Annotated in this window: 10 protein-coding genes and 1 riboswitch; of the genes, 7 read left to right on the top strand and 3 right to left on the bottom strand. The window is 63.1% G+C overall.

The genetic code is table 11. The features are described from left to right. On the top strand, positions 1-2,196 hold a 2,196-nt coding region (locus I2I05_RS11850; protein ID WP_196282476.1), incomplete at its 5' end, for an IPT/TIG domain-containing protein. Between the two features lie 219 nt (positions 2,197-2,415). Here I2I05_RS11850 and I2I05_RS11855 read toward each other — a convergent pair. Then, on the bottom strand, positions 2,416-4,908 hold the full coding sequence (locus tag I2I05_RS11855; RefSeq protein ID WP_230688298.1) for a glycoside hydrolase family 31 protein: 2,493 nt from the start codon (positions 4,906-4,908) through the stop codon (positions 2,416-2,418). A 225-nt stretch (positions 4,909-5,133) separates the two neighbouring features. Between I2I05_RS11855 and I2I05_RS11860 the strand changes: the two genes are divergently transcribed. From I2I05_RS11860 to I2I05_RS11885, 6 genes are all read left to right on the top strand, one after another. Then, positions 5,134-6,456, top strand: coding sequence for a glycosyltransferase (locus I2I05_RS11860; RefSeq protein WP_196282477.1), 1,323 nt, complete (start codon positions 5,134-5,136; stop codon positions 6,454-6,456). A gap of 104 nt (positions 6,457-6,560) precedes the next feature. Further along, positions 6,561-7,031: a YdeI/OmpD-associated family protein gene (locus I2I05_RS11865; protein ID WP_196282478.1), complete on the top strand. Its 471-nt coding sequence runs from the start codon at positions 6,561-6,563 to the stop codon at positions 7,029-7,031. A gap of 189 nt (positions 7,032-7,220) precedes the next feature. Beyond that, positions 7,221-9,083 carry a glycoside hydrolase family 13 protein gene (locus I2I05_RS11870; protein ID WP_196282479.1) on the top strand — a complete coding sequence of 621 codons (1,863 nt, stop codon included), beginning with the start codon at positions 7,221-7,223 and terminating at the stop codon, positions 9,081-9,083. A gap of 415 nt (positions 9,084-9,498) precedes the next feature. Next, positions 9,499-9,595: riboswitch (SAM riboswitch) on the top strand. Between the two features lie 501 nt (positions 9,596-10,096). Further along, a complete protein-coding gene (locus I2I05_RS11875; protein WP_196282480.1) occupies positions 10,097-13,126 on the top strand; it encodes a SusC/RagA family TonB-linked outer membrane protein in 3,030 nt (1,009 codons plus the stop codon). A 13-nt stretch (positions 13,127-13,139) separates the two neighbouring features. Beyond that, positions 13,140-14,495: a RagB/SusD family nutrient uptake outer membrane protein gene (locus I2I05_RS11880; protein ID WP_196282481.1), complete on the top strand. Its 1,356-nt coding sequence runs from the start codon at positions 13,140-13,142 to the stop codon at positions 14,493-14,495. A 52-nt stretch (positions 14,496-14,547) separates the two neighbouring features. Further along, positions 14,548-17,199 (top strand): M14 family zinc carboxypeptidase, encoded by a 2,652-nt coding sequence (locus I2I05_RS11885; RefSeq protein WP_196282482.1) that lies wholly within the window; start codon positions 14,548-14,550, stop codon positions 17,197-17,199. 232 nt (positions 17,200-17,431) lie between these two features. On the opposite strand, the gene I2I05_RS11890 is transcribed toward I2I05_RS11885, so the two are convergent. Together I2I05_RS11890 and I2I05_RS11895 are read right to left on the bottom strand one after the other, a co-directional pair. Then, a complete protein-coding gene (locus tag I2I05_RS11890; protein ID WP_196282483.1) occupies positions 17,432-20,296 on the bottom strand; it encodes a TonB-dependent receptor in 2,865 nt (954 codons plus the stop codon). 223 nt (positions 20,297-20,519) lie between these two features. Beyond that, positions 20,520-20,954 carry a CHRD domain-containing protein gene (locus tag I2I05_RS11895; protein ID WP_196282484.1) on the bottom strand — a complete coding sequence of 145 codons (435 nt, stop codon included), beginning with the start codon at positions 20,952-20,954 and terminating at the stop codon, positions 20,520-20,522. Between the last annotated feature and the right edge of the window lie 67 nt (positions 20,955-21,021).

Genomic DNA, 21,021 nt, shown 5'->3' on the forward strand with positions numbered 1-21,021 from the left:
GCGGCCGGCGGCGGCACCGGGAACGACGTCAGCTACGGCGTGGCCGTGGACGGCAGCGGCAACGCGTACGCGACGGGCCAGGTGGTCAATGCGGCCACCAGCGCCACCGACCTTACCTCCAACCCGGCCCAACGGGTGCAGTTCGGCAGCGCGGGCCTGGTCAGCGCCACCAACAGCACCGGCGCCAACAACGACGTGTTCGTGGCCAGCTACACGGCGGCCGGCACCTACCGCTGGGCCGCGGCCGGCGGCGGCACCGGGAACGACGTCAGCTACGGCGTGGCCGTGGACGGCAGCGGCAACGCGTACGCGACGGGTTATGTGACCAACGCGGCCACCAGCGCCACCGACCTCGCCTCGAACCCGGCCCAACGGGTGCAGTTCGGCAACGTGGGCCTGGCCAGCGCCAGCACCAATACCGTCATCAACCCCGACGTGTTCGTGGCCAGCTACACGGCCACCGGCACCTACCGCTGGGCCGCGGCCGGCGGCGGCACCGGCTTCGACTTCGGCCACGGCGTGGCCGTGGACGGCAGCGGCAACGCGTACGCGACGGGTTATGTGAACAACGCGGCCACCAGCGCCACCGACCTTACCTCGAACCCGGCCCAACGGGTGCAGTTCGGCGGGGCGGGCCTGGCCAGCGCCAGACCCACTACCAGCGTCAACCAGGACGTGTTCGTGGCCAGCTACACGGCCGCCGGTGCCTACCGCTGGGCCGCGGCCGGCGGCGGCACCGACAGCGACATCGGCTACGGGGTGGCCGTGGACGGCAGCGGCAACGTGTACGCGACGGGCCAGGTGGCGCTGCCGGCGGTGTTTGGCAGCACCTCGGTGGCTACGCCGGTGAGCGGCACGACCTTTTTTGTGGCCCGGCTGGCCTTGCCCGCTCCCGCGCCCACGCTCACGGGCCTGAGCCCGGCGGCTGAATTACCGGGGCAGGTGGTCATGCTCACGGGCACGAACTTCACCAGCGGCAGCACCGTGCGCTTCGGCGGCACGGCGGCCATCATGACTTTCGTCTCGGCCACGAGCCTGACGGCCACCGTGCCCGCCGGCCTAGCCGCCGGCAGCGCCCCGGTGAGCGTGACTGCGGCCGGCAGCACCACGGCCACGCAGCCCTTTGCCGCGCTGGCCGTGTACGACGGCGGCCCCCTGGACGCCTGCGCCGCCGCCGTGCCGGCCACGGCCAGCGTGGGCGACGGCACCTGGCGCTACCTGCTCAGCCCCGGCGGGCAGGTGGTGGCCGCCTACCGCTACACCGGCGCCTCGCTCGGCGACCTCTCCTTGCAGGTGCTGCGCGCCGACCCCGCCCAGCCCGTGCGCCAGGACGCACGTAGCCGCCAGTACCTCGACCGCAACTGGCACCTGACGGCCAGCGCCGGGCGCTTCGACGGCCGCACGGTGGACCTGCGCCTCTACGGCCTGGCCGCCGAGCTCACCCGCCTGCAAGCCGCCGACCCGGCCGTGACGCTGGCCACGCTGAACGCCACGCAGTACAGCGGCCCCAACGAGGACTGCCAACTGGGCAACAACAGCGCCGTCGGCGAGCGGCGCACGCTGGCCGCCCCGGCCACGGCGCCGGCCGGCACGGCCTATTTCGTGGCCGAGCTGACCGTGGCCGACCACTTCAGCGAGTTCTACCTGACCGGCAGCGCCGCCCCGCTGCCCGTGGAGCTGGCGGCCTTCACGGCCACGGCCGAAGGCAACCGCACCGTGCGCCTGGTCTGGGCCACGGCCTCGGAAACCAACAGCCAGTCGTTTGAGGTGGAGCGCAGCCTGGACGGGCGCACGTTCGAGCGGGTGGGCACAGTAGCCGCGGCGGGCAGCAGCAGCGCCCCGCGCACGTACGGCTGGCTCGATGCGCAACTGCCGGCTAGTGCCGGGCTGCTCTACTACCGCCTGCGGCAGGTGGATGCGGACGGTACAGCAGCCTACTCGCCGGTGCGGGCCATCGCGCTGTCGGGCCCGGCGGCCCGTGGCCTGGCCCTGGTGCCCAACCCGGCCCGGGCAACCACGCTGACCGGCGCGGTAGCCGGTGCCGCGGTGCAGGTGGTTGATGCGCTGGGACGCGTGGTACTCACCGCCACGGCCGACACGGCGGGCACGACGGCGCTGGTGCTGCCAGCCCACTTGCCAGCGGGCGTGTACGTGGTGCGTAGCGGCGCCCGGGCTGTGCGCCTGGCCGTGGAATAAGGCCTTGGCTTTGACTAGCGAAAGCGCCGGCGTCTCCTGACGCTGGCGCTTTCTTTTTTCTGAATGAAGGAAGCCCCTCCTGCCTGCATCAGAGCCGTTAGGGGATGCTTTTTGACATAAAAAAGATGAGGCTTAGAGTTTACGAAAACGGTGGATTTTATTTACTTAAACAGAAAAGGCGTTCTATAGAACGCCTTTTCTGTTTAACGACTTAGAAACTTAAGCAGCAGGAATAGCGGGAGCAACAGGGACAATTTCTTTCACCACTACCGGCGGCACCACGCTCACCCGTACCTCGCCGAAGCCAACGGGAACCACGAGGCTGGGCAACTTCAGGCCGGTTTCCAAGGTAGCTTCCGCTACTTTGGCGGCTTGGCCGTCGGTGGTGGCGGTGAGGGGGCCAGCCACGCCGTGCAGCACCACGCGGTAGGTGGCGTAGCTTGGCAGGAAGTCACCTTCGATGGCCTGGGTGATGGTCAGGCCGGTTTCGGTGCCGGTGACGGTGAAACGGCGCAGGGTTTTGTGGCCGTCCTCGTAGGCGTAGCCTTCGCCGCCGTCGTCGTAGAGGATGCTTTCCAAGGTGCCGTTTTTGTAGTAGACGTGCAGGGTGAGCTCCTCAATGGCGTGTTCGCCCACGTATTGCAGCACGGGCTGCATGGGCAGCACGGCGCCGGCTTTCACAAACAAGGGAATGCGGGTGAGGTCGGCATTGGCCCAGACTTCGCTGCCGCCGGCGGTGGGGGCGTCGGTCCAGTAGTAGAACCAGTCGCCGCGGGGCAGGTACATCCAGCGGCCTTCGGCGCCAGGCTGGGTGATGGGGCAGATGAGCAGGTTGTCGCCGAGGCCAAATTCGGCCATGCGCAGGTAGGTTTCGGTGTCGTTCTGGTCGAGGAACGTGAGCGGGCGCAGCATGGGCGTGCCTGCCGTGGCGTACTGCCAGAACGTGGTGTACATGTAAGGCAGCAGGCGGTAGCGCAACTCAATAAAGTGCCGCGCCAGGCTCGTGTACGGCTCGCCGAAGCTCCAGGGCTCCTGGTCGCCGTGGTCGCCGGAAGAGTGCGTGCGGAAGAACGGGTGGAAGGCGCCAAGGGCAATCCAGCGGGCATAGAGCTCGCCGGTGGGCGTGTCGACGAAGCCACCGATATCGCTGCCAATGAAGCTGAAGCCCGAAATGCTCAGGCGCTGGCACTGGATGTTGGCCAGCCAGAGGTGCTCCCAAGAGGCAATGTTGTCGCCGGTCCAGCCCGAAGAATAGCGCTGGCCGCCGCTGTATGTACTGCGCGTGATGGTGAACGGCCGGTTGGGGTAGCAGAACTGCTTCATGCCCTGGGCCGTGGCGCGGGCCATCTGCATGCCGTAGATGTTGTGGGCTTTCTGGTGCGAGGCGTGGTGGCCGTCGTAGTTGAAGCGCACATCGGGCGGGAAGGTACCTTTTTCGAACACCGCGGGCTCGTTCATATCGTTCCACACGCCCTTCACGCCGATGTCCTGCACCAGTTCTTTGAACAGGCCGGCCCACCACTCGCGCACGTCGGGATTGGTGAAATCGGGGAAATTGCAGAGGCCGGGCCACACCGAACCCTTCATCAGCGGGCCATCGGCGCGGCGGCAGAAGTAGTCGTTGGCAATGCCCTCCTGGTACACCGAGTAGTCGGGGTCGACCTTAATGCCGGGGTCGATGATAACCACGAGCTTAAAGCCGTCCTCGGCCAGCTCCTCCACCATGCGCTTGGGCTCCGGGAAATGCTCCTTGCTCCAGGTGAAGCAGCGGTAGCCCTCCATGTAGTCGATGTCGAGGTAAATGGCATCGCAGGGAATCTTGCGGTCGCGCAGGCCGCTCGTGATTTCCTTCACGTTGCTCTCCGGGAAGTAGCTCCACTTGCACTGGTGGTAGCCCAGTGTCCAGAGCGGGGGCAGCTCGGGCGGACACGTGAGCAGGGTGTACTCCTCGGTCACCTCCATTAGGGTGGGGCCGTAGATGAAGTAGTAGTTCATCTCGCCGCCCTGGCTCCAAAAGCTGGTCACGTCGGCACGCTCGGCCGCAAAGTCGAAGCTGGCTTTGAAGGTGTTATCGAAGAAAATGCCGTGGGCAATTTTCTGGTGCAGCACGTGGTAGAACGGGATGTTCTTGTACAGCGGGTCGGAGCCCTTGGTGTAGCCGTAGGTGTCGGAGCCCCAGTTGGTGAAGCGCTTGCCGCGCAGGTTCATGTTGTCGGGCTTGTCGCCGAGGCCGTAGTAGTGCACGCCGGCGGGCACGTGCTTGCTCATTTTCACGATGTCGTTGCCGGTGTCGTAGTCGTATTCCCAGTGGAAGCCCTTTTCGTCGTCGCTCAGGATGGAGCCAGAGCGGTCGAGCACGCGCGTTTTCAGGTTTTCCTTCTGAATAATGCAGATGAGCCGCTCGGTGGTGATGCGGTAATGGTCGGATTTCTCCTTGAACTCCAGGAATTCGGGCTCGGGCCGGGGCCGGCCGTCGGCGGGCACGGCGTAGGAAAAGTCGGGCGAGAGCGGGCCGTCGGTGAGGTAGCGGAAGCGCAGGATTTTATCGCTGAGCACGTACACCACCAAGCGCACGCCATTCTGGCAATTAAATAGGAAGCGGTTGCCATCGAGTTGGTCGGCCCGAATAATTTCGCCCGGATAATGTTCCTGGTGGCTTTGCGCCGCCAGGTCGTTCACCATGTAGTTATTTTCCTGAATCGTGGTATCCATAAAGTTATTCTAAGCAAAAGGCAAAGTCGGCAGTAAAACCGGGCAAAAAAAGACCGGCTGAGCCGGTTAAGCGAGCGATAAGTACGCAAGTTACTTTTTCCCGGCCGGCTGTTCCCAACTTTTTAGCCAATATGTGGGCCGGCTGGCGTAGCATTGAGGACTGAACGCCGCCGCCGCCGCCGCGGGTGTGCCCAGCGTCCAGCTTTTGCCCTCCAAATGCACCCCATGACCGCGCCCAACTTTTCTGTACTGCTGCTGGCCTGGGACGACGCCGACCCCAGCGTGGCTGTGCTGGGCGGCTCGGCCCTGCCTCCTACCCTGCCGCTCGTGTACCAACTGGCCACCCAGCACCCCGTGCTGGCCGTGTACCCCACCCTGCCCGCGAGCGAAGCAGCGGCCGGACAAGCACCCGAGAAACAACCAGATACGGCAGCACCCACCTCCGCCGCAGTAGCAGAAAGTGAAGCCCGCCCAACCGAGCCCCTGGATGTATTAACTACCACCGAGGCAACTCCCGGCCTGCGGCGGCTGCCCGGGCCCGGTTTTGCCTCCACGGCGGCAGCCACCGAGCCAGCGTTTGGGTCGCGCATCATCGGCCTAAACGACTTGGCTTCGAATAGCGCGGCCGCCTTGCCGATGCCATTGGCCGATGCCCCCGAGGATGCCAAGGCCCAGGCCCGCGCGCTGGCCCACAACCAATGGCCCACCGGCCTGGGCGCCCGCGAACTCCCGCAGTGGGCGGCCCCCGCCGCTCCCTACATCGGGGCCAGCACCGAGGCGGCCCTGCTGCCCCACATGCCACAAAACCCCACGCCAGGCACTTTCCAAACGGTGCGCGAAGCCGCCGACTTGTTGTCCGGAGCCGGAATCACACCGGCTGCTGCCACCTCGGCTGCCGGCACCGCATTGCGCTCCCGAGCCACTGCCCAAGCCGGCGATTTGAGCTTTGACCCCGACCCCGAGCTGCCCACGGTAATGCATCTGGCTCCTTTCGGTGAGGGAATGACGGAGCCCGGCACCAGCGAGGCCGCTGCCCTTTTGGCTCCGGAGGATGATATTACGCTAGCCGCGCCGCAGGATTCGGCCCCCAGCGCACCGCCTGAGGAGAAACTACCGGCCGCATCGGCAAGTCCCGCCCCCGTTCCCCTCCTCCTGATGCCCGTGCTGGATGGATTGAATTTCCGCATTATTCAGTATGCCCGCCGGGCCGCGCAACTGGTGCGCGGACGCTCTGATTTTGGCGTCATCTACGCGCCCAACTGGCCCGCTTGGCTGGCAGCGCTCGAAATCCGCAACAGCACGGGCCAGCCCCTGGTGCTGTACATCGCCAGCATGGCCACCGACATTGCCGGGCCGGCCGAGCGCGGCTGGCTCCTCGAAATGGAACGCATGACCCTGCGCCGGGCCCACGTTATTCTGGTGCCGAACGAGGACCTGCGGCAGCGCCTCGACGCCGAGTACGGCGGGGCCATTGGCGAAGTGCGGGTGGTGGCGGCCGCGGATGAGGCAACCGTGCAACGCGTGTTGAGCGAAGTGGCTCAGGGCTAACCCAACTACCGCTTGGGGTCCTGCTTTCAGCATCGCGAAGCGCTTTGTGTGGCGTTACTTTGCTTCGGCAATTCTTAACCAACCCACACAACCCCACCGCCCCTATGCAGCCTGAACACGAATTTGAAGCCATTCTGGAAGCCGGCGAAGGCGACGGCGGCGTTTTTGTCGTGATTCCCTTTAGCGTGGCCGAGGTGTATGGCACGCGGGGCCGGGTGCCCGTGCAGGCCACCTTCGACGGCTATCCCTACCAAGGCAGCATCGTGCCCATCGGCGACGGCCACCACGCCTTGCTCCTGCTCAAGCAAATCCGCCGCGCCATCGACAAAACGATTGGCGATACAGTGCGCGTCACCTTTTCGCGAGACGCAACCGAGCGCAAAATGGAAGCCCCGGCCGACCTGGCCGAAAAGCTAGCTGAAAACCCCAAAGCCGCCGCTTACTTCGCCAAGCTTTCTTACACCAACCAGCGCGAGTACGTGCGCTGGCTCGAAGGTGCCAAAAAGCCCGAAACCCGCACCCGCCGCCTCACCGAAACGGTGGAAATGCTGACACAGGGCCGCAAACGCGCCTAATGTAGAATGCGACACGTAACGCAAGGAGCAACCCTAAACGGTCATGCAGAGCGCAGCGAAGCATCTCGCGTGGGGTAGTAATTAGTAGTCGCACGCGAGATGCTTCGCTCCGCTATACATGACGGCGTTTTTACATCGGGGCTATTTTTCCGTAACCGTTCTTCCTGTCCAATTCCCACCCGCTTTCCAATGAAGAAAACTTACTTGTTTCTGCAACTGCTTTTGGCCTTGCTGCCGGTAGTTGCTGGCGCCCAAACGGTTACCATTCAGCGCGTGAACCCAACCAACTGGTGGGTGGGCATGAAGCGGCCCAACGTGCAGGTGCTCGCGTACGGGCCGGGGGCGGGCACACTGGCCTATAGCATCACCTACCCGGGGGTGAAACTGGTGAAAACCAACACCGTCGAAAATCCCAATTATGCTTTTCTGGACCTCACTATTGCGCCCACGGCCAAGCCCGGCAAGGTGCAGATTGTGGGCAAAAAAGGCAGTCAGACCCTGACCCAAGCCTGGGAATTACGCGCCCGCGACAACGCCCCCAAAGCCCAGGGCGTGACGCAGGCCGATTTCATTTACCTGGCTATGCCCGACCGGTTTGCAAACGGGAACCCCGCCAACGACAAGTTCGCCGACATGCGCGACCCCAACCACGACCGCGCCAACCCCTTTTTCCGCCACGGCGGCGATTTGGCCGGCGCCGCTCAGCGCATTGGCTACCTCAAGGACCTGGGCATCACGGCCGTGTGGTTCACGCCGATTATTGAGAACAACCAGCCGCTGACCAACGAAGGCGGTACCCAGCGCGCCTCCTACCACGGCTACGGCTTCACCGACCACTACAACGTGGACCGCCGCCTGGGCGGCAATGCCGCCTACAAAGCCTACGTGCAGCAGGCCCACGCCGCCGGCCTCAAAGTGGTGCAGGATGCCGTGTACAACCACGTGGGCAACACCCATTGGTTTATCCAGGATTTGCCGATGAAAAACTGGCTGAACCAGTGGCCCACCTACACCAATACGTCGTACCGGCAGCAGCCCATAACGGACCCGCACGCCTCCCAAATCGACCGAAAAATCACCCTCGATGGCTGGTTTGTACCCTTCCTGCCCGACCTGAACCAGCGCAACCCCTACGTAGCGAATTTCCTGATTCAGCACGCCATCTGGTCGGTTGAGAATTTTGGCGTGGATGCCTGGCGCATCGACACCTACATGTATAACGACCAACCGTTTATGAACCACTGCAACGCGGCGTTGCTCACGGAATATCCCCGCATTCATATCTTCGGAGAGTCGTCGGTGAGCAACGTGGTAGACCAAGCTTACTACGTCAAAAACAACATCAATTTCCCCTTTAAGTCGAACCAGCCGGGTGGCCTGGATTTCGTGCTGGAAGGCGCCATGGTGGACGGCCTGAAGCACGACGGCAGCGCCCAGCGCATGTACGAAGCCCTGGCCCAGGATGCCGTGTACCAAGACCCCACCAAATTCGTCACTTTCCTCGACAACCACGACCACGACCGGTTTCTCTCGGTCATTGGCGAGGATTTCGACAAGTACAAGATGGGCCTCACGTGGCTGCTCACCACCCGCGGCATCCCGAGCATGTACTACGGCACCGAAATCCTGATGAAGAATTTCAAAAATCCCACCGATGCCGAGGTGCGCAAGGACTTCCCCGGCGGCTGGCCCGGCGACAAGGAGGACAAGTTCACCGCTGCCGGCCGCACCGCCCGCGAGAACGAAGCCTTCGAATTTTTGAAGAAACTGGCGACGTATCGGCGCACGCACCCGGCCTTGCATTCGGGCAAACTGATGCAGTACCTCCCGCAGGATGGGGTTTACGTCTACTTCCGGTACGATGCCACCGGCACCGTAATGGTGGCCACCAATACCACCGATAAGGTTGTAGCGCTGCCCACCGCTCGTTTTTCGGAGCGGACGCGAGGCTTCGCCAAGGCTCGCAACGTGCTGACGGGAGAGAGCTTGAGCAGCCTAACCACACTGCAATTGCCCGCCAAAACTGCTGTGGTGCTAGAGCTGCAGAAATAGCCGCCGTTGCCCAATCGCACCCTTGTAGATGCCGTTTCCTGGAGCAATTCCGGGCGGAGACGGCGCGCCTGTTGAGCAAATTGAATTTTCTGCGTGCCCCCCGAAACGGTCATGACCGACGGGGTGCCTCACTACGCTGCGACACGTTGCGTTCGTCCTCTTCGGACCTGGCAGCGTACTCCTCATATGAAGCAAAATACCGCTTTGATGTGCTTTTTTTAGCTTTTGGAAGGTATTCCGGCCACATCTCTAAGTTGGGGTTTTGGCAGACACAACTGCCATGAATCTCTATGTCGGGAGAAGCCCAGGAAGCGTTTTGGGAATGGTCGGGAAATAAAATTCGGGCTTTGGATTAGGCTTTTAAAAAATTGCTGCTTTACATTTGCCCTTACAATTCCTTCAGAACAAAGAATTGTTTTTATACAGAGGCGTGGAGAGACAGGCTCGACGAAACGCCGGCAACCAACGAGGTTAACCCCTTGAAACGGTGCCAAGTCCTGACCATATAAAAACAAAAGCCATGGACTTTTCGCGTCCCCTCCCCGCTCTTTCGACCACCTCTTTTGCTGTACAGCATGGGTGTTGTTGCATGTCGAGTGCTGCCGCCTGTATGCGGTAGGCCGGCCGGAGTTGTTGAGCTGAATCAGCTGTTTCATTTTCCTGCCGGCCGTAAGGGCTACCGCGGCTAAGCCATAGCCGGGGAGTTGCGGGGGCCTTCGTGCCCCGCGGCGGCTTTTCGCCAGCCTTTAGGCGTCCTGCCCGAGCGGTAGGCGCTGGCCAACCTTCTTTTTCCGGGCAATACTGCGGCTTTGAAGCCGGGCGTCGTTGTGCACTAACGAAGCCCTGGCTCAACCGCGGAACGCCGCAACCGCAACTCTCCTGGTGCACCGGAGGGACCCTGCGACTGCGGCCCATTGGCCCAGACTTCCCCCCCTCTTCGGGCCTTCCCCTCCCACCCCTTGGCCGCTTGGTAGCGGCCGACGCCGGGCCCACCACCTCAACATAAATTTCTGATGAACACCCGTACGCTCCGGCGGACGCTCTTCCTGCTGCTGTGGGGAGGAGCTACCGCTACTAGTTATGCCCAATCGGACCCCGCCCCACTCGTGAGCGGCACCGTCACCGATGCCACCAGCCACACGCCCTTACCGGGCGTGACCGTGCTAGCCAAAGGCACCACCACCGGCACCACCACCGATGCCAATGGCAAATTCTCGCTCCCGGCTGCCCCGGGCAGCGCGTTGGTATTCAGTTTTGTAGGCTACGCACCTAAGGAGCTTTCTGCCACAGCTGGCGCGCTCACCGTTGACCTCGCTCCCGATTTGCAGGAGCTTTCGGAAGTGGTGGTGACGGGCTACAGCGAGCAGAACCGCAAAACCCTGACCAGCGCCATCAGCTCGGTGAAAGGGGATGACTTGAAGAATATTCCGGCAGCTAGCCCCGACCAACTCTTGCAGGGCAAAGCGCCCGGTGTGCAGGTTTCGGCCAACTCGGGCGTGCCGGGCGGGGGCGTATTCATCCGCATCCGGGGCAGCAACTCGGTGAACGCCAGCAACGACCCGCTCTACGTGGTAGACGGCGTGTTTATCAACAACACCAACCTGATTGCAACGGGCCTGGGCAACCAAGTGTCGAGCAACCCGCTGGCCGACCTGAATCCCTCGGACATCGAGAGCATGGAAATCCTGAAGGATGCCAACGCCACGGCCATTTACGGCTCGCGCGGCGCCAACGGCGTGGTGCTCATCACCACCAAGCGGGGCAAAGCCGGCGACAAGACGCGCATCACCTTCAACACCTATCACGCCCTTTCTAAAGCCCCCAAGCAGTACCAACTGGCCAGTGGGCCGGAGCTGGCGACGCTGGAAAACGAGCGGTTTATCAACGATGGCGGCAATCCGGCGCTGGTGCCCTACCGTTCGGTGGCTTCGGGCGGGCGCGGCCTGCCGGAAGAGCAGGCCACATATGACCGGCTTTCCGACGTGTTTCGCACGGCCCAGACGCACAGCTACGAGTTGTCGGCGGCCGGGGGCTCGGCCAAAACCCAATTTTACATTGGGGCGGGCTACTTCACGCAGCAATCGGTGGCCAAGCCCAGTGAATTCGACCGGTTTTCGCTGCGCGTGAACCTCGACAACTCGGTGACGGACAAGCTGCGCATCGGCACAAGCACGGCTCTGAGCCGCACGCACCGCAACGTAAGCAGCAACGACAACAACCCGGTGGGCGTCATCAACTCGGCCCTGTTTACGCGCGCCAACCTGCCGATTTATAACCCGGACGGCTCCTACGCCAAGTATGGTTCCTTTGATAACGCGCTGGCGCTCATCAACAACCTGAACAACGATGCCGTGGGCACCCGCGTCATCTCGAACGTGTACGGCACGTACCAGTTTGCCAAAAACCTGACCTTCCGCAGCAGTTGGAGCATCGACTTCAACGACATGTACGAGAACAACTTCAACAACACGCTGATTCTGGCCGGGCAGCCGCGCGGTACCGCGTCGTCGTTTCTATCGCGCGACATCACCTTGCTCAACGAGCAGACCCTGAACTACAGCGTCAATTTCGGCGAAAACCATTCCTTGCAAGCGCTGGTGGGCAATACGTTGCAGCGGAACACCTTTCAGCGCACCAGCCTGGCGGGCCAGCAGTTTCCGGGCAACGACCTGACCACCATTGCCTCGGCGGCTACCCAAACGGGCAGCTCGTCGCGCTCGCAGGCCGGATTGGTGTCGTTTTTCGGCAAGGCTACTTATAGCTTCAAGGAGCGCTACACGGCCGACGTGAGCGTGCGGGCCGACGCGTCGTCGCGCTTTGGCAGCGAAAACCGCTGGGGCTACTTCCCGGCCGTAGGCCTGGGCTGGCGTTTGGGGGATGAGAGCTTCATTCAGGACCTCAACATTTTCCAGGAGCTGAAATTGCGGGCCAGCTTGGGCAAAACCGGCAACCAGGCCGGCATCAGCGACTTTGCGGCGCTGGGCCTGGTGCAGGGCGGGGCCAACTACCTCGACCTGCCGGGCACCAGCCCACTGCAGCTCGCCAACCCCAACCTGAGCTGGGAATCGACCCGGCAGTGGAACGTGGGCTTGGACGCCGCCGTGCTGCAAAACCACTTGATACTGGAGCTCAATTACTACGACAAATACACCTCGGGCCTGCTGCTGAACGTGCCCGTGCCGCGCAAAACCGGCTTCACGTCGCTGGTAGAAAACTACGGCGCCGTGAGCAACAAAGGCTTCGAAATACAAGCCACGGCCAACTGGCTGCCCAAGGGCGCGGTGCAATGGAGCACTACGGTGAACTTGGCCCGCAACGTGAACAAGATTGAGAAGCTGGCCGCGCCCATCACCACGGGCTCGCGCGACATTTTCCGGCTCGAAGAAGGCGCCTCGCTCTACTCGTTTTGGCTGTACCACCAGACCCGCGTGAACCCGGAAAGTGGCGACGCCGAGTACGAGGACGTGAACGGCGACGGCCAGCTGACCGTGGCCGACCGCAAGCTGGTGGGCAATGCCTGGCCCGACTACTTCGGCGGCGTCACCAACTCGGTCGCCTACAAAGGCATTGATTTTGGCTTCACGCTGAACTTCGAGCAGGGCGCGAAAATCATGAACATGAACCGCTTCTTCCTCGTGCACGGCGGTACCCAAAGCAACATTGGCTACCTGAGCGAGCAGCTGGAGCGCTGGCAGCGGCCGGGCGATGCCACCGACATCCCGCGCCTGACCACCAACGCCGCCAGCAACAACTACGGCGGCGTGGTGCAAAACTTGAGCGACCGATACCTCGAAGACGGCTCTTTTGTGCGCCTGCGCACCCTCACGCTGGGCTACACCGTGCCGGCCGCCGCCATTGCCAAAGCGCACCTGAACTCGCTGCGTGTGTACGTGCAGGCTGCCAACCTCTTCACCATCACGCCCTACTCCGGCCTCGACCCGGAAGTGAACTCGCAGAGCGGCGTGAGCAACACCAAAAACTTCGACTGGGCCACGGTGCCCCAGCCCCGCACGTTCCAAGTGGGCGTCACGGTCGGACTCTAAGCCTTTATTACCGATGAAAAAGACCTTATTTCGCCTCCTTTTGGCTGGGCAAGTCGCCACAGTTGCGCTCAGCCTCAGCGCCTGCTCCGACCTGCTGGAGCCCACACCGGTGCAGCAATTGCCCGACGACCAGGCCATCACCGACGCCGGCAGCGCCCGGGCTGCCACCATCGGCGTGTATGACCGGGTGCAGGCCTATAACCAGCTCAACTGGCCCGTGCTGGGCTTTTTGCCCGGCGAAAACGTGCGCTTCAACGGCACGCTCAACCAGTTCCTGCAAATCGACCAGAACCAGCTCAGCGCCGACAACGTGCTGATTACCGAAGCCTGGACGCAGATGTACCAAGCCGTGAACGGGGCCAACAACCTGATTGCAGCCCTGCCCGGCATCAACGACCCGCTGCTGCCCGCGGCCGAGAAAAACCAGCTGCTCGGCGAAGCCCATTTCCTGCGGGCCCTGGTGTATTTTGATCTGGGCCGCGGCTGGGGCGGCGTGCCGCTGGTGCTCACGCCCACCCGCAGCAAGGAAAACGGCCTAGGCGTGCGCCGGGCCACCTTGGCCGCCACTTACGACCATGCGCTGGCCGACTTGACCCAAGCCGAAACCCTGCTGCCTGAAGCCGCCACCCGCAACCGTGCCGTGAAAGCCGCCGCCCGGGCCCTGCGCGCCCGCCTGCACCTCTATCGGCAACAGTGGGCCGAGGCCGAAACCTACGCCACGCAGGTAATCGGCAGCACCAACTACCGCTTGGTAACGCCCTATCGGGCCTTTTCAACGGCTCCCTTTCTCAGCCAGGAATCGGTGTTTGAGCTGACATTCAGCAACTCCGATGCGAACAGCATGTGGAACAACTGGTTTCCGAGCGCCTTGGGCGGGCAGTTCAACTTCCAGCCCGTGCCGGCCGCCATTGCGCTGCTGAACGACCCCGCCGTGGGCGGCAGCCGCTCGGCGTTGCTTGCCAGCACGGTCATTGCCGGCGCACCCGTCACCTATGGCAACCTCTACAGCCGCTCGGCCCAGCGCGACGACCCCAGCTACGTGTTGCGCCTGGCCGAGCAGTACCTCATCCGGGCCGAAGCCCGCGCCCAACAAGGCAAACTTCCCGAGGCTATTGCCGACTTGGATGCCGTGCGGGCCCGCGCGGGTGTGGCCGCCACCAGCGCCACCACTGCCGACGAGTTGCTGCTAGCCATTGAAAACGAGCGCCGTGTGGAGTTTGCTTTCGAAGCCCACCGCTGGTTTGACCTCGTGCGCACCGGCCGGGCCGATGACGTGCTCGGCGTCACGGACCAGCGCCGCTGGCTGTTCCCCATTCCGTTCAATGACCTGGTGGCCGACCCTGACCTTGAGCAAAACCCGGGGTATTAATCGGCAATGCGTGCCGCAGGGCCTAATCCACGTTTTCTAACTACAACTTCTGATGCTTAAAGCATATTTATCCGCCGCGCTGCTGACTTTAGGCTTGGCCCAGACGGTGCCGGCATCGGCGCAGACCAGCTACTTTTTCCCGGGTGCCCAACCCAGTAGCTTCGACCCCAAAGTGCCCACGCCGGAGCAGTTTCTGGGCTACCCTATCGGCTCGCACTACACGCGCACCGACCAAATTGTGGCTTACCTGCGCGAGCTGGACCGTGTGTCGGACCGGGTGAGTTTGCGGGTGCTGGGCACCACGTTTGAGGAGCGGCCGCAGGTGGTGGCCACCATCACCACGCCCGAAAACCAGCAAAATCTGGCCCGGCTGCAACAGGACCGCCGCGCCTTAGTCGACCCCAAGCTGCCCGCGCCCAACTACGGCAAACTGCCGGTGGTGGTGAGTTTGAACTTTGGGGTGCACGGCAACGAAAGCAGTTCGTCGGAAGCGGCGCTGCTGCTGGCCTACTACCTCACGGCCTCCACCAGCCCCGAAACGCAGCAGTGGCTGCAGCAGTCCGTCGTTACCGTCGACCCGCTGGAAAACCCGGATGGCCGGGACCGCGCCTCGCACTGGTTCGACCAGAATAAGTCGTGGCCCAACCCCACCGACCCGCTCGACCGCGAGCACACCGAGGCCTGGCCCGGCGGCCGCACCAACCACTTCTACACCGACCTGAACCGCGACTGGCTTTCCCTGACCCAGCCCGAGAGCCGGGCCCGCATGGCCTTCTTCCACGAGTGGTACCCCAACGTGATGATTGATTTCCACGAAATGGGCACCAACGGCACGTATTATTTCGAGCCTTCGAAACCGCACAGCACCGAAAACGACCTCATTCCGCGGGCTACTTACGAAGTGCTGAACGTGCATCTGGCCAAGTACTTCGCCAAGTCGTTGGACAATCTGGGCTCGCTGTACTGGACCAAGGAGCAGTTCGATAACCTCTCGCCCATTTACGGCTCGACGTACCCGGATTTTCAGGGCGGCGTGGGCATCACGTTTGAGGTGGGCAGCTCGCGCGGGCTGGCTCAGGAAGGCACCAACGGCGTAGTTACGTTCCCGTTCACCATCCGGAACCACGTGGCCACGGGCCTGGCCACGGTGCGCGGCGCCGTGGAGGAAAAGGAGCTGTACCTGCGCCACCAGCGCGAGTTTTTTACCTCGGCCCTGAGCGAGGCCAAGAAGTTTCCCACCAAAGCCTATGTGTTTGGCAATGCCCAGGACGCGACGCTGACGAATAAATTCCTGGCGGTGCTGCTCCAGCACAAGATTGAAGTGCACGAGTTGGGCAAAAACGTGACGCTTGACCAGCAGAATTTCGAGAAGGGCAAGGCCTACGTAGTGCCCACGGCCCAACCCCAGTACCGCATTATCAACTCCCTGTTTGAGGAGCTCACCACCTTTCACGACAGCGTGTTCTACGACGTGACGGGCTGGAGCCAGGCCCACGCCTACGGGCTGGCCGTATCCAAGCAGAAAAACGCCAACTTGGTGCAGGGCGTCGCGGTGCAAGCGCCGAAAACCTTGACCGGAGAGGTGCGCGGCGGCCAGAGCAGCTACGCTTACCTGCTGCCGTGGTCGGACTACAATGCCCCTCGTGCCCTCACGGCCCTGCACCGCGCCGGTATCGTGGCGAAGGCTAGCTTCAAGCCCTTCCGCGCGGGTCCGGCCGACCGGCCCACGGACTTCGGCTACGGCACGCTGGTGATTCCGGTGGCTGCCCAGAAGCAGCCCGCCGATTCCGTCTTCCAGATTGTGAGTCGCGTGAGCCGGCAAAATCAGGTGGCCTTTACCAGCGTGAGCACCGGCTTCAGCGCGGGTGGTATCGACTTGGGGTCGAACAACGTGCGGACGGTACCCGAAGCCAAGGCCGCTTTGCTAGTAGGCACCGGTACCAATGCCTCGGAAGTAGGCGAAGCCTGGTTTGTGGCCAGCCAGCAACTGGGCGTGCCGCTGAGCCGCATTGAAGTGAGCAATTTTGGGCGGGCGCCGCTGGGCCGCTACACCAGCATTGTGGTGGTGGGCGGCACGTACGCCGGCCTGGATAAAGCCGCCGTGGAAAAGCTACGCCGCTGGGTGCAGGAAGGCGGTACGCTCATTACCCTGAAAAACGCCTCGGAGTGGGCCATCAAGCAGGGCATCGTGCGCGAAAAGCTGCTGATTCCGGCCAACGGCGGCTGGGCCGATACCACGGCCACCGCCAAAGGCAAGCCCACTGCACCGCGCCGTTCCGATTTTGTGCAACAAGAGCAGGAAGGCACCCGCGCCATTGCGGGTTCTATCTACTCGGCTGATGTCGACATCACCAATCCCATTGGGTTTGGGCTCACGAGCCGGCGCTTGTACGTATTCCGCAACGGCACCACTTTCCTGCGGCCCAGCCGCAACCCTTACGCCACCGTGGCCCAGTACACCGGCAAGCCTCTGGTGAGCGGCTACGTTTCGCAGGGCAACCTCAAGCAAATCAGCAATTCGGCGGCCGTGGTGGTGAGCAAAGTAGGCGCGGGCCGCGTGGTGCTCTTCGCCGACGACCCCAACTTCCGCCACTACTGGCACGGCACTTCCCGCCTGTTCACCAACGCCCTGCTACTGGGCCCGCTGCTGAACCTGCCCGAAGGACCCGCCGCCATTTCGGCTGCCGAAGAAGAGGCCGAGTAAAACCCTGACTCGGCGGCCGGCCTCAAACAGCCAATGAGCCGTTCAAAAAACACCCCGCTATAAGCCATTTATTTATGGCTTATAGCGGGGTGTAGCTTTGTAAAACCTCTTCTAAAATGACATTCTGAGTGAAGTCGAAGCATCTTTACCATTTGAGTAATCAGTTATTACTGCGGTAAAGATGCTTCGGCCAGCTCAGCATGACCTAAAAATCAGAATCCCAAAAACACTCTTATAATCCCAGGCTGTACACGGCTTTCAAGTACAATAACGCCCCGTTAAAGCCCATTTGCACGGGCGCGTAGGGGTACACGTCGCGGTTGGTGGGGAAAGGCGAGGGTGCACCGTAGCGGTTTTGAAAGTACTGCTCGAACTGCCCGCGGGTGGCAAAGCCGCCGGGGGCCTGTCCGTTGGAAGCGGCCTGGTCCAGCGTGTTGGGCTTCACGTTGAACAGGTTCTGGGCACCCAGGGTCACGCTCAGGCCTTTGGTAGCTTGCAGGCTCACCAGCAGGTCGGTGACGGTGCGGGGCCGGAAGACGAGCAGGTAGCCGCCAAAGTCATACACGGCTGGGTCAGGGGCGACGTCGTAGTAGCGCACCTCGCCAAAGTAGGTGTTGCGCAGGCCCAGGCCCAGCTTGCCGCGGGTGTAATTGAGACTGAGCAGGATTTTACTGGCAGGGTTGCCGGTTTCGATGAGCGAGAGCTGGCGCGGGTCGACGTAGTTGGTGGTGGAGTTGTCGTCTTCCTGCAAGCTGCGAAATGTGGCCGGCACGTTGAGCCGGCGGGTGCGGGTGCGGGTGAAATTGCCGGCCGCGGAGGCGCTGAACTGCCCCGCGCCGAACGCGTGCCGGTAGCTGGCCACCAGGTCCACGCCTTGGGTCCGGGTGTCGAGGTCGTTGGTGAAAAACTGCGCCTGGCTCACGCGGCTGTTGGCCAGCGTTTGGGTCAGGTCGGGGCTGATGCCAAAGCCCGGCCGCAGCAGGCCCGAGAGCGTGATGCGGTCGTCGATGTCGATAAGGTAGGCATCGGCGGTGAACGAGAAGGCCGAGCCAGGGGTCAGCACCAGGCCGCCGCTGACGCTGCGCGAGCGTTCGGGCGTCAGGTCGGGCACGCCGGCCTGCACCCGCAGCTCGTCCTGGTTGTTGAAGATGCCCGCGTACACGACCCCGGTCACGCCCGGCCGCTGGGTAATCTGGCGGTAGAGCACCTGCTGCAGCGACGGGGCCCGGAAGCCCGTGTTGAAGGCACCGCGCAGGGCAAGGAACTTGGTGGCTTGCACCCGGGTGGTGGCCTTGTAGATAAAGGCCGAGCCGAAGGTGGAGTAATTCTCGTAGCGCAGCGCCCCGCTCACCGACCAGCGCTTGGTGACGTCGGCTTCCACGTCGAGGAAGGCACCCACGTTGGTGCGGCTGCCCACCACGGCCGAGGCTTCGCCAAAGCCGCTGAAGCCCTGCGCCCCCTGCTGGGAGGCGGGCTTGCCCAGGTCGTACTCGGCCTCGGTGCGCTCGTCGCCGCGCAGAATTTGGTAGCGGTCAGCCCGGAATTCGGCGCCGAAAGCGACGTTGGTGCCCGCCAGCACCTGGTCAAAAAAGCGGTTGGCGGTGGCGTTGGTCACGTTCTGGAAAAACTGGAAGCCTCCGGCGTTGTCGAACACCGTGGGCGACGATGCCCCTAGCGTCGCGTTCAGCGTGTTTTCCAGGTCGTAGGTCATGCGGTTGTAGCCGGTGGTGTTGCTCACGTCCAGGGTCCAGCGGTTGGGTCCGGGCTGGCCCAGCACCACGCCCAGGGTGCCCGCGCCGTCGTGCAGGCGGGTGTTCACCTGGGGCTGGTAGCCGAAGGGAAAGAGGCTCTCCACAATGTCGGGGCTTTGCGTGGCCGGCAGCACCCAGAGCGTGGACGCCTGCCCGCGGCGGAAGTTGTAGCCCCCAAACCCGTAAAAGGCCAGCCGGTCGGAAGCCTCCACCCGGGCGTTGAGCAGGCCGCGAACGTTGCTCACCCGGGCGTCGCCGTTGCGCTGGGCAAAATCCTCGTAGCTGCGGCCCGAAGCCGCCAAGGCCGCCTGCTCCCGGGCCGGGTCGTTCACCACAAACACCGGACTAACCCGGGCATCGCGGGCGTAGCCCCGAGCGGTGCGGTCGCGGTAGTCGGCGTCGGCCGTGAGGTTCAAAAAGCCTTTGGCCCCCAGCCGGAAGCCTTGGTTGATTCCCAGAAGCGTGGCCAAGCCGTCACCTTCGGTGGTCAGGCCCGTGTTGAGCAGCACACTGCCTTCGCGGTCGCTGTTTTTCAAGCTGATGTTCATCACACCCGCAATGGCGTCGGAGCCGTACTGCGCCGCGGCGCCGTCGCGCAGCACTTCCACGCGCTCAACACCAAGCCCGGGCAGGGTGTTGAGGTCGGTGCCTACGCTGCCCAAGCCGCGGTTGCTAAGCAGGTTAACCAGGGCCGTGGTGTGGCGGCGCTTGCCGTTGACGAGTACCAGCATCTGGTCGGTACCTAGGCCGCGCAGGTTGGAGGGGTCCACGTGGTCGGACCCGCCGGCGGCCGTTTGCCGCGTCGAGTTAAACGAGGCCACAGAGTAGTGCAGCAGTTGGCTAAGGTCGGTTTGGGGCACCGTGCGCAGCAGCGTGGCCACGTCCACCACGTCCACCGGCACGGCCGATTCCAGGGCGGTGCGGTCGTCGCGGCGCGTACCCACGGCCACGGTTGCCGGGTTCAGGTTGACGTCCAGAGCCGTTGTGCCGTCGGCCTTCAGGAACATGTTGGTAATCGTCTGGGCTTGAAAGCCCGGCTGCTGCACCTGCAGAATGTAGGGGCCGCCGGCCGGCACGCCATTAAAGGAGAACCGGCCCGTTAAGTCGGCGCTGGTCGTGCGGCGTGTGCCCGTGGCCAGCGACACCAGGGTGACGGAGGCAAACGGCAGCGGGGCGCCCTGGATTTCGCCGTTGCGGGCGGTGACTTTGCCGCTCAAACTCCCGGGCCCGGGGGCCGGGGCTGAAACCGGGGCAGGCGCCGGCGTTTGGGCGCCAACCGTTAGGGTAACCAATCCGGTGCCCAGGCAAGTGCAGAGCACCCGAGCGTATTGCGTAAAATGCATCATATAAAGAAGGCAGGAAATGGGGGCGGAACGCTGCTCGCGGTCAGGCTCGGGAACGAGCGTGGGCCGTAGGGAGGCACCGCGGTGCCTCCTTGGTACGGAGTCGAGCATCCCGCAATAAATTGGTTTGGCACGGAGCAACTACAACGGCCCCGCTACCGAAGTAACAGGGCCGCTGTGGTTGCCCGAACAGTAGCGCAAGGGGCCGCTGGCGGCCTCCTAGCCGTTACTTTTTCTTGATATCGCCGCGAATTTCGCCGCTTGGGAACGCCGCCGAGTGCAGGTTGACATACATGCGGTTGCTGAGCAGGTTATCGGCTTGTTCGGCCGTCAGCGTCACCGTGCCGGTGATGGGCGAGGTCAGGTTCTGGAAGGGAATGGCCACCGAGCCGCTCGTGCCGGGGGCCCCGGTGTGAATGTGGGCAATGGTGGGAGTCATGCCCTGGTAGGTAACGGTGTACACGAGCTGCTTATTTGAGCTGGTGTAGATGCCAGCAAAAGTCCCGTTGGCCGTGGACGCATTGGCGGGCACCTGCTGCGCGCCGTTGACGGTGGCCGTGAGCTCCGTCATCGTCGACATTGGGGTTGCCTCTTCCTTGTCGCTGCAAGCCGTGAATAGACCAAACGAAGCAAGAAGCAGGGAAGCGTATTTATTTGACATTAGATAAAAAAGTATGAAGGGAAATTTGAATAAATCGATGGACCGGTGGCGCGTTCCGGCCGGACCG

The sequence above is a fragment of the Hymenobacter jeongseonensis genome (assembly GCF_015694725.1).
GTDB lineage: Bacteria > Bacteroidota > Bacteroidia > Cytophagales > Hymenobacteraceae > Hymenobacter > Hymenobacter jeongseonensis.

Coding starts and splice junctions, on each gene's coding strand:
- I2I05_RS11855 (WP_230688298.1), bottom strand. CDS start 4,908: ATGGATACCACGATTCAGGAAAATAACTACATGGTGAACGACCTGGCG.
- I2I05_RS11860 (WP_196282477.1), top strand. CDS start 5,134: ATGACCGCGCCCAACTTTTCTGTACTGCTGCTGGCCTGGGACGACGCC.
- I2I05_RS11865 (WP_196282478.1), top strand. CDS start 6,561: ATGCAGCCTGAACACGAATTTGAAGCCATTCTGGAAGCCGGCGAAGGC.
- I2I05_RS11870 (WP_196282479.1), top strand. CDS start 7,221: ATGAAGAAAACTTACTTGTTTCTGCAACTGCTTTTGGCCTTGCTGCCG.
- I2I05_RS11875 (WP_196282480.1), top strand. CDS start 10,097: ATGAACACCCGTACGCTCCGGCGGACGCTCTTCCTGCTGCTGTGGGGA.
- I2I05_RS11880 (WP_196282481.1), top strand. CDS start 13,140: ATGAAAAAGACCTTATTTCGCCTCCTTTTGGCTGGGCAAGTCGCCACA.
- I2I05_RS11885 (WP_196282482.1), top strand. CDS start 14,548: ATGCTTAAAGCATATTTATCCGCCGCGCTGCTGACTTTAGGCTTGGCC.
- I2I05_RS11890 (WP_196282483.1), bottom strand. CDS start 20,296: ATGATGCATTTTACGCAATACGCTCGGGTGCTCTGCACTTGCCTGGGC.
- I2I05_RS11895 (WP_196282484.1), bottom strand. CDS start 20,954: ATGTCAAATAAATACGCTTCCCTGCTTCTTGCTTCGTTTGGTCTATTC.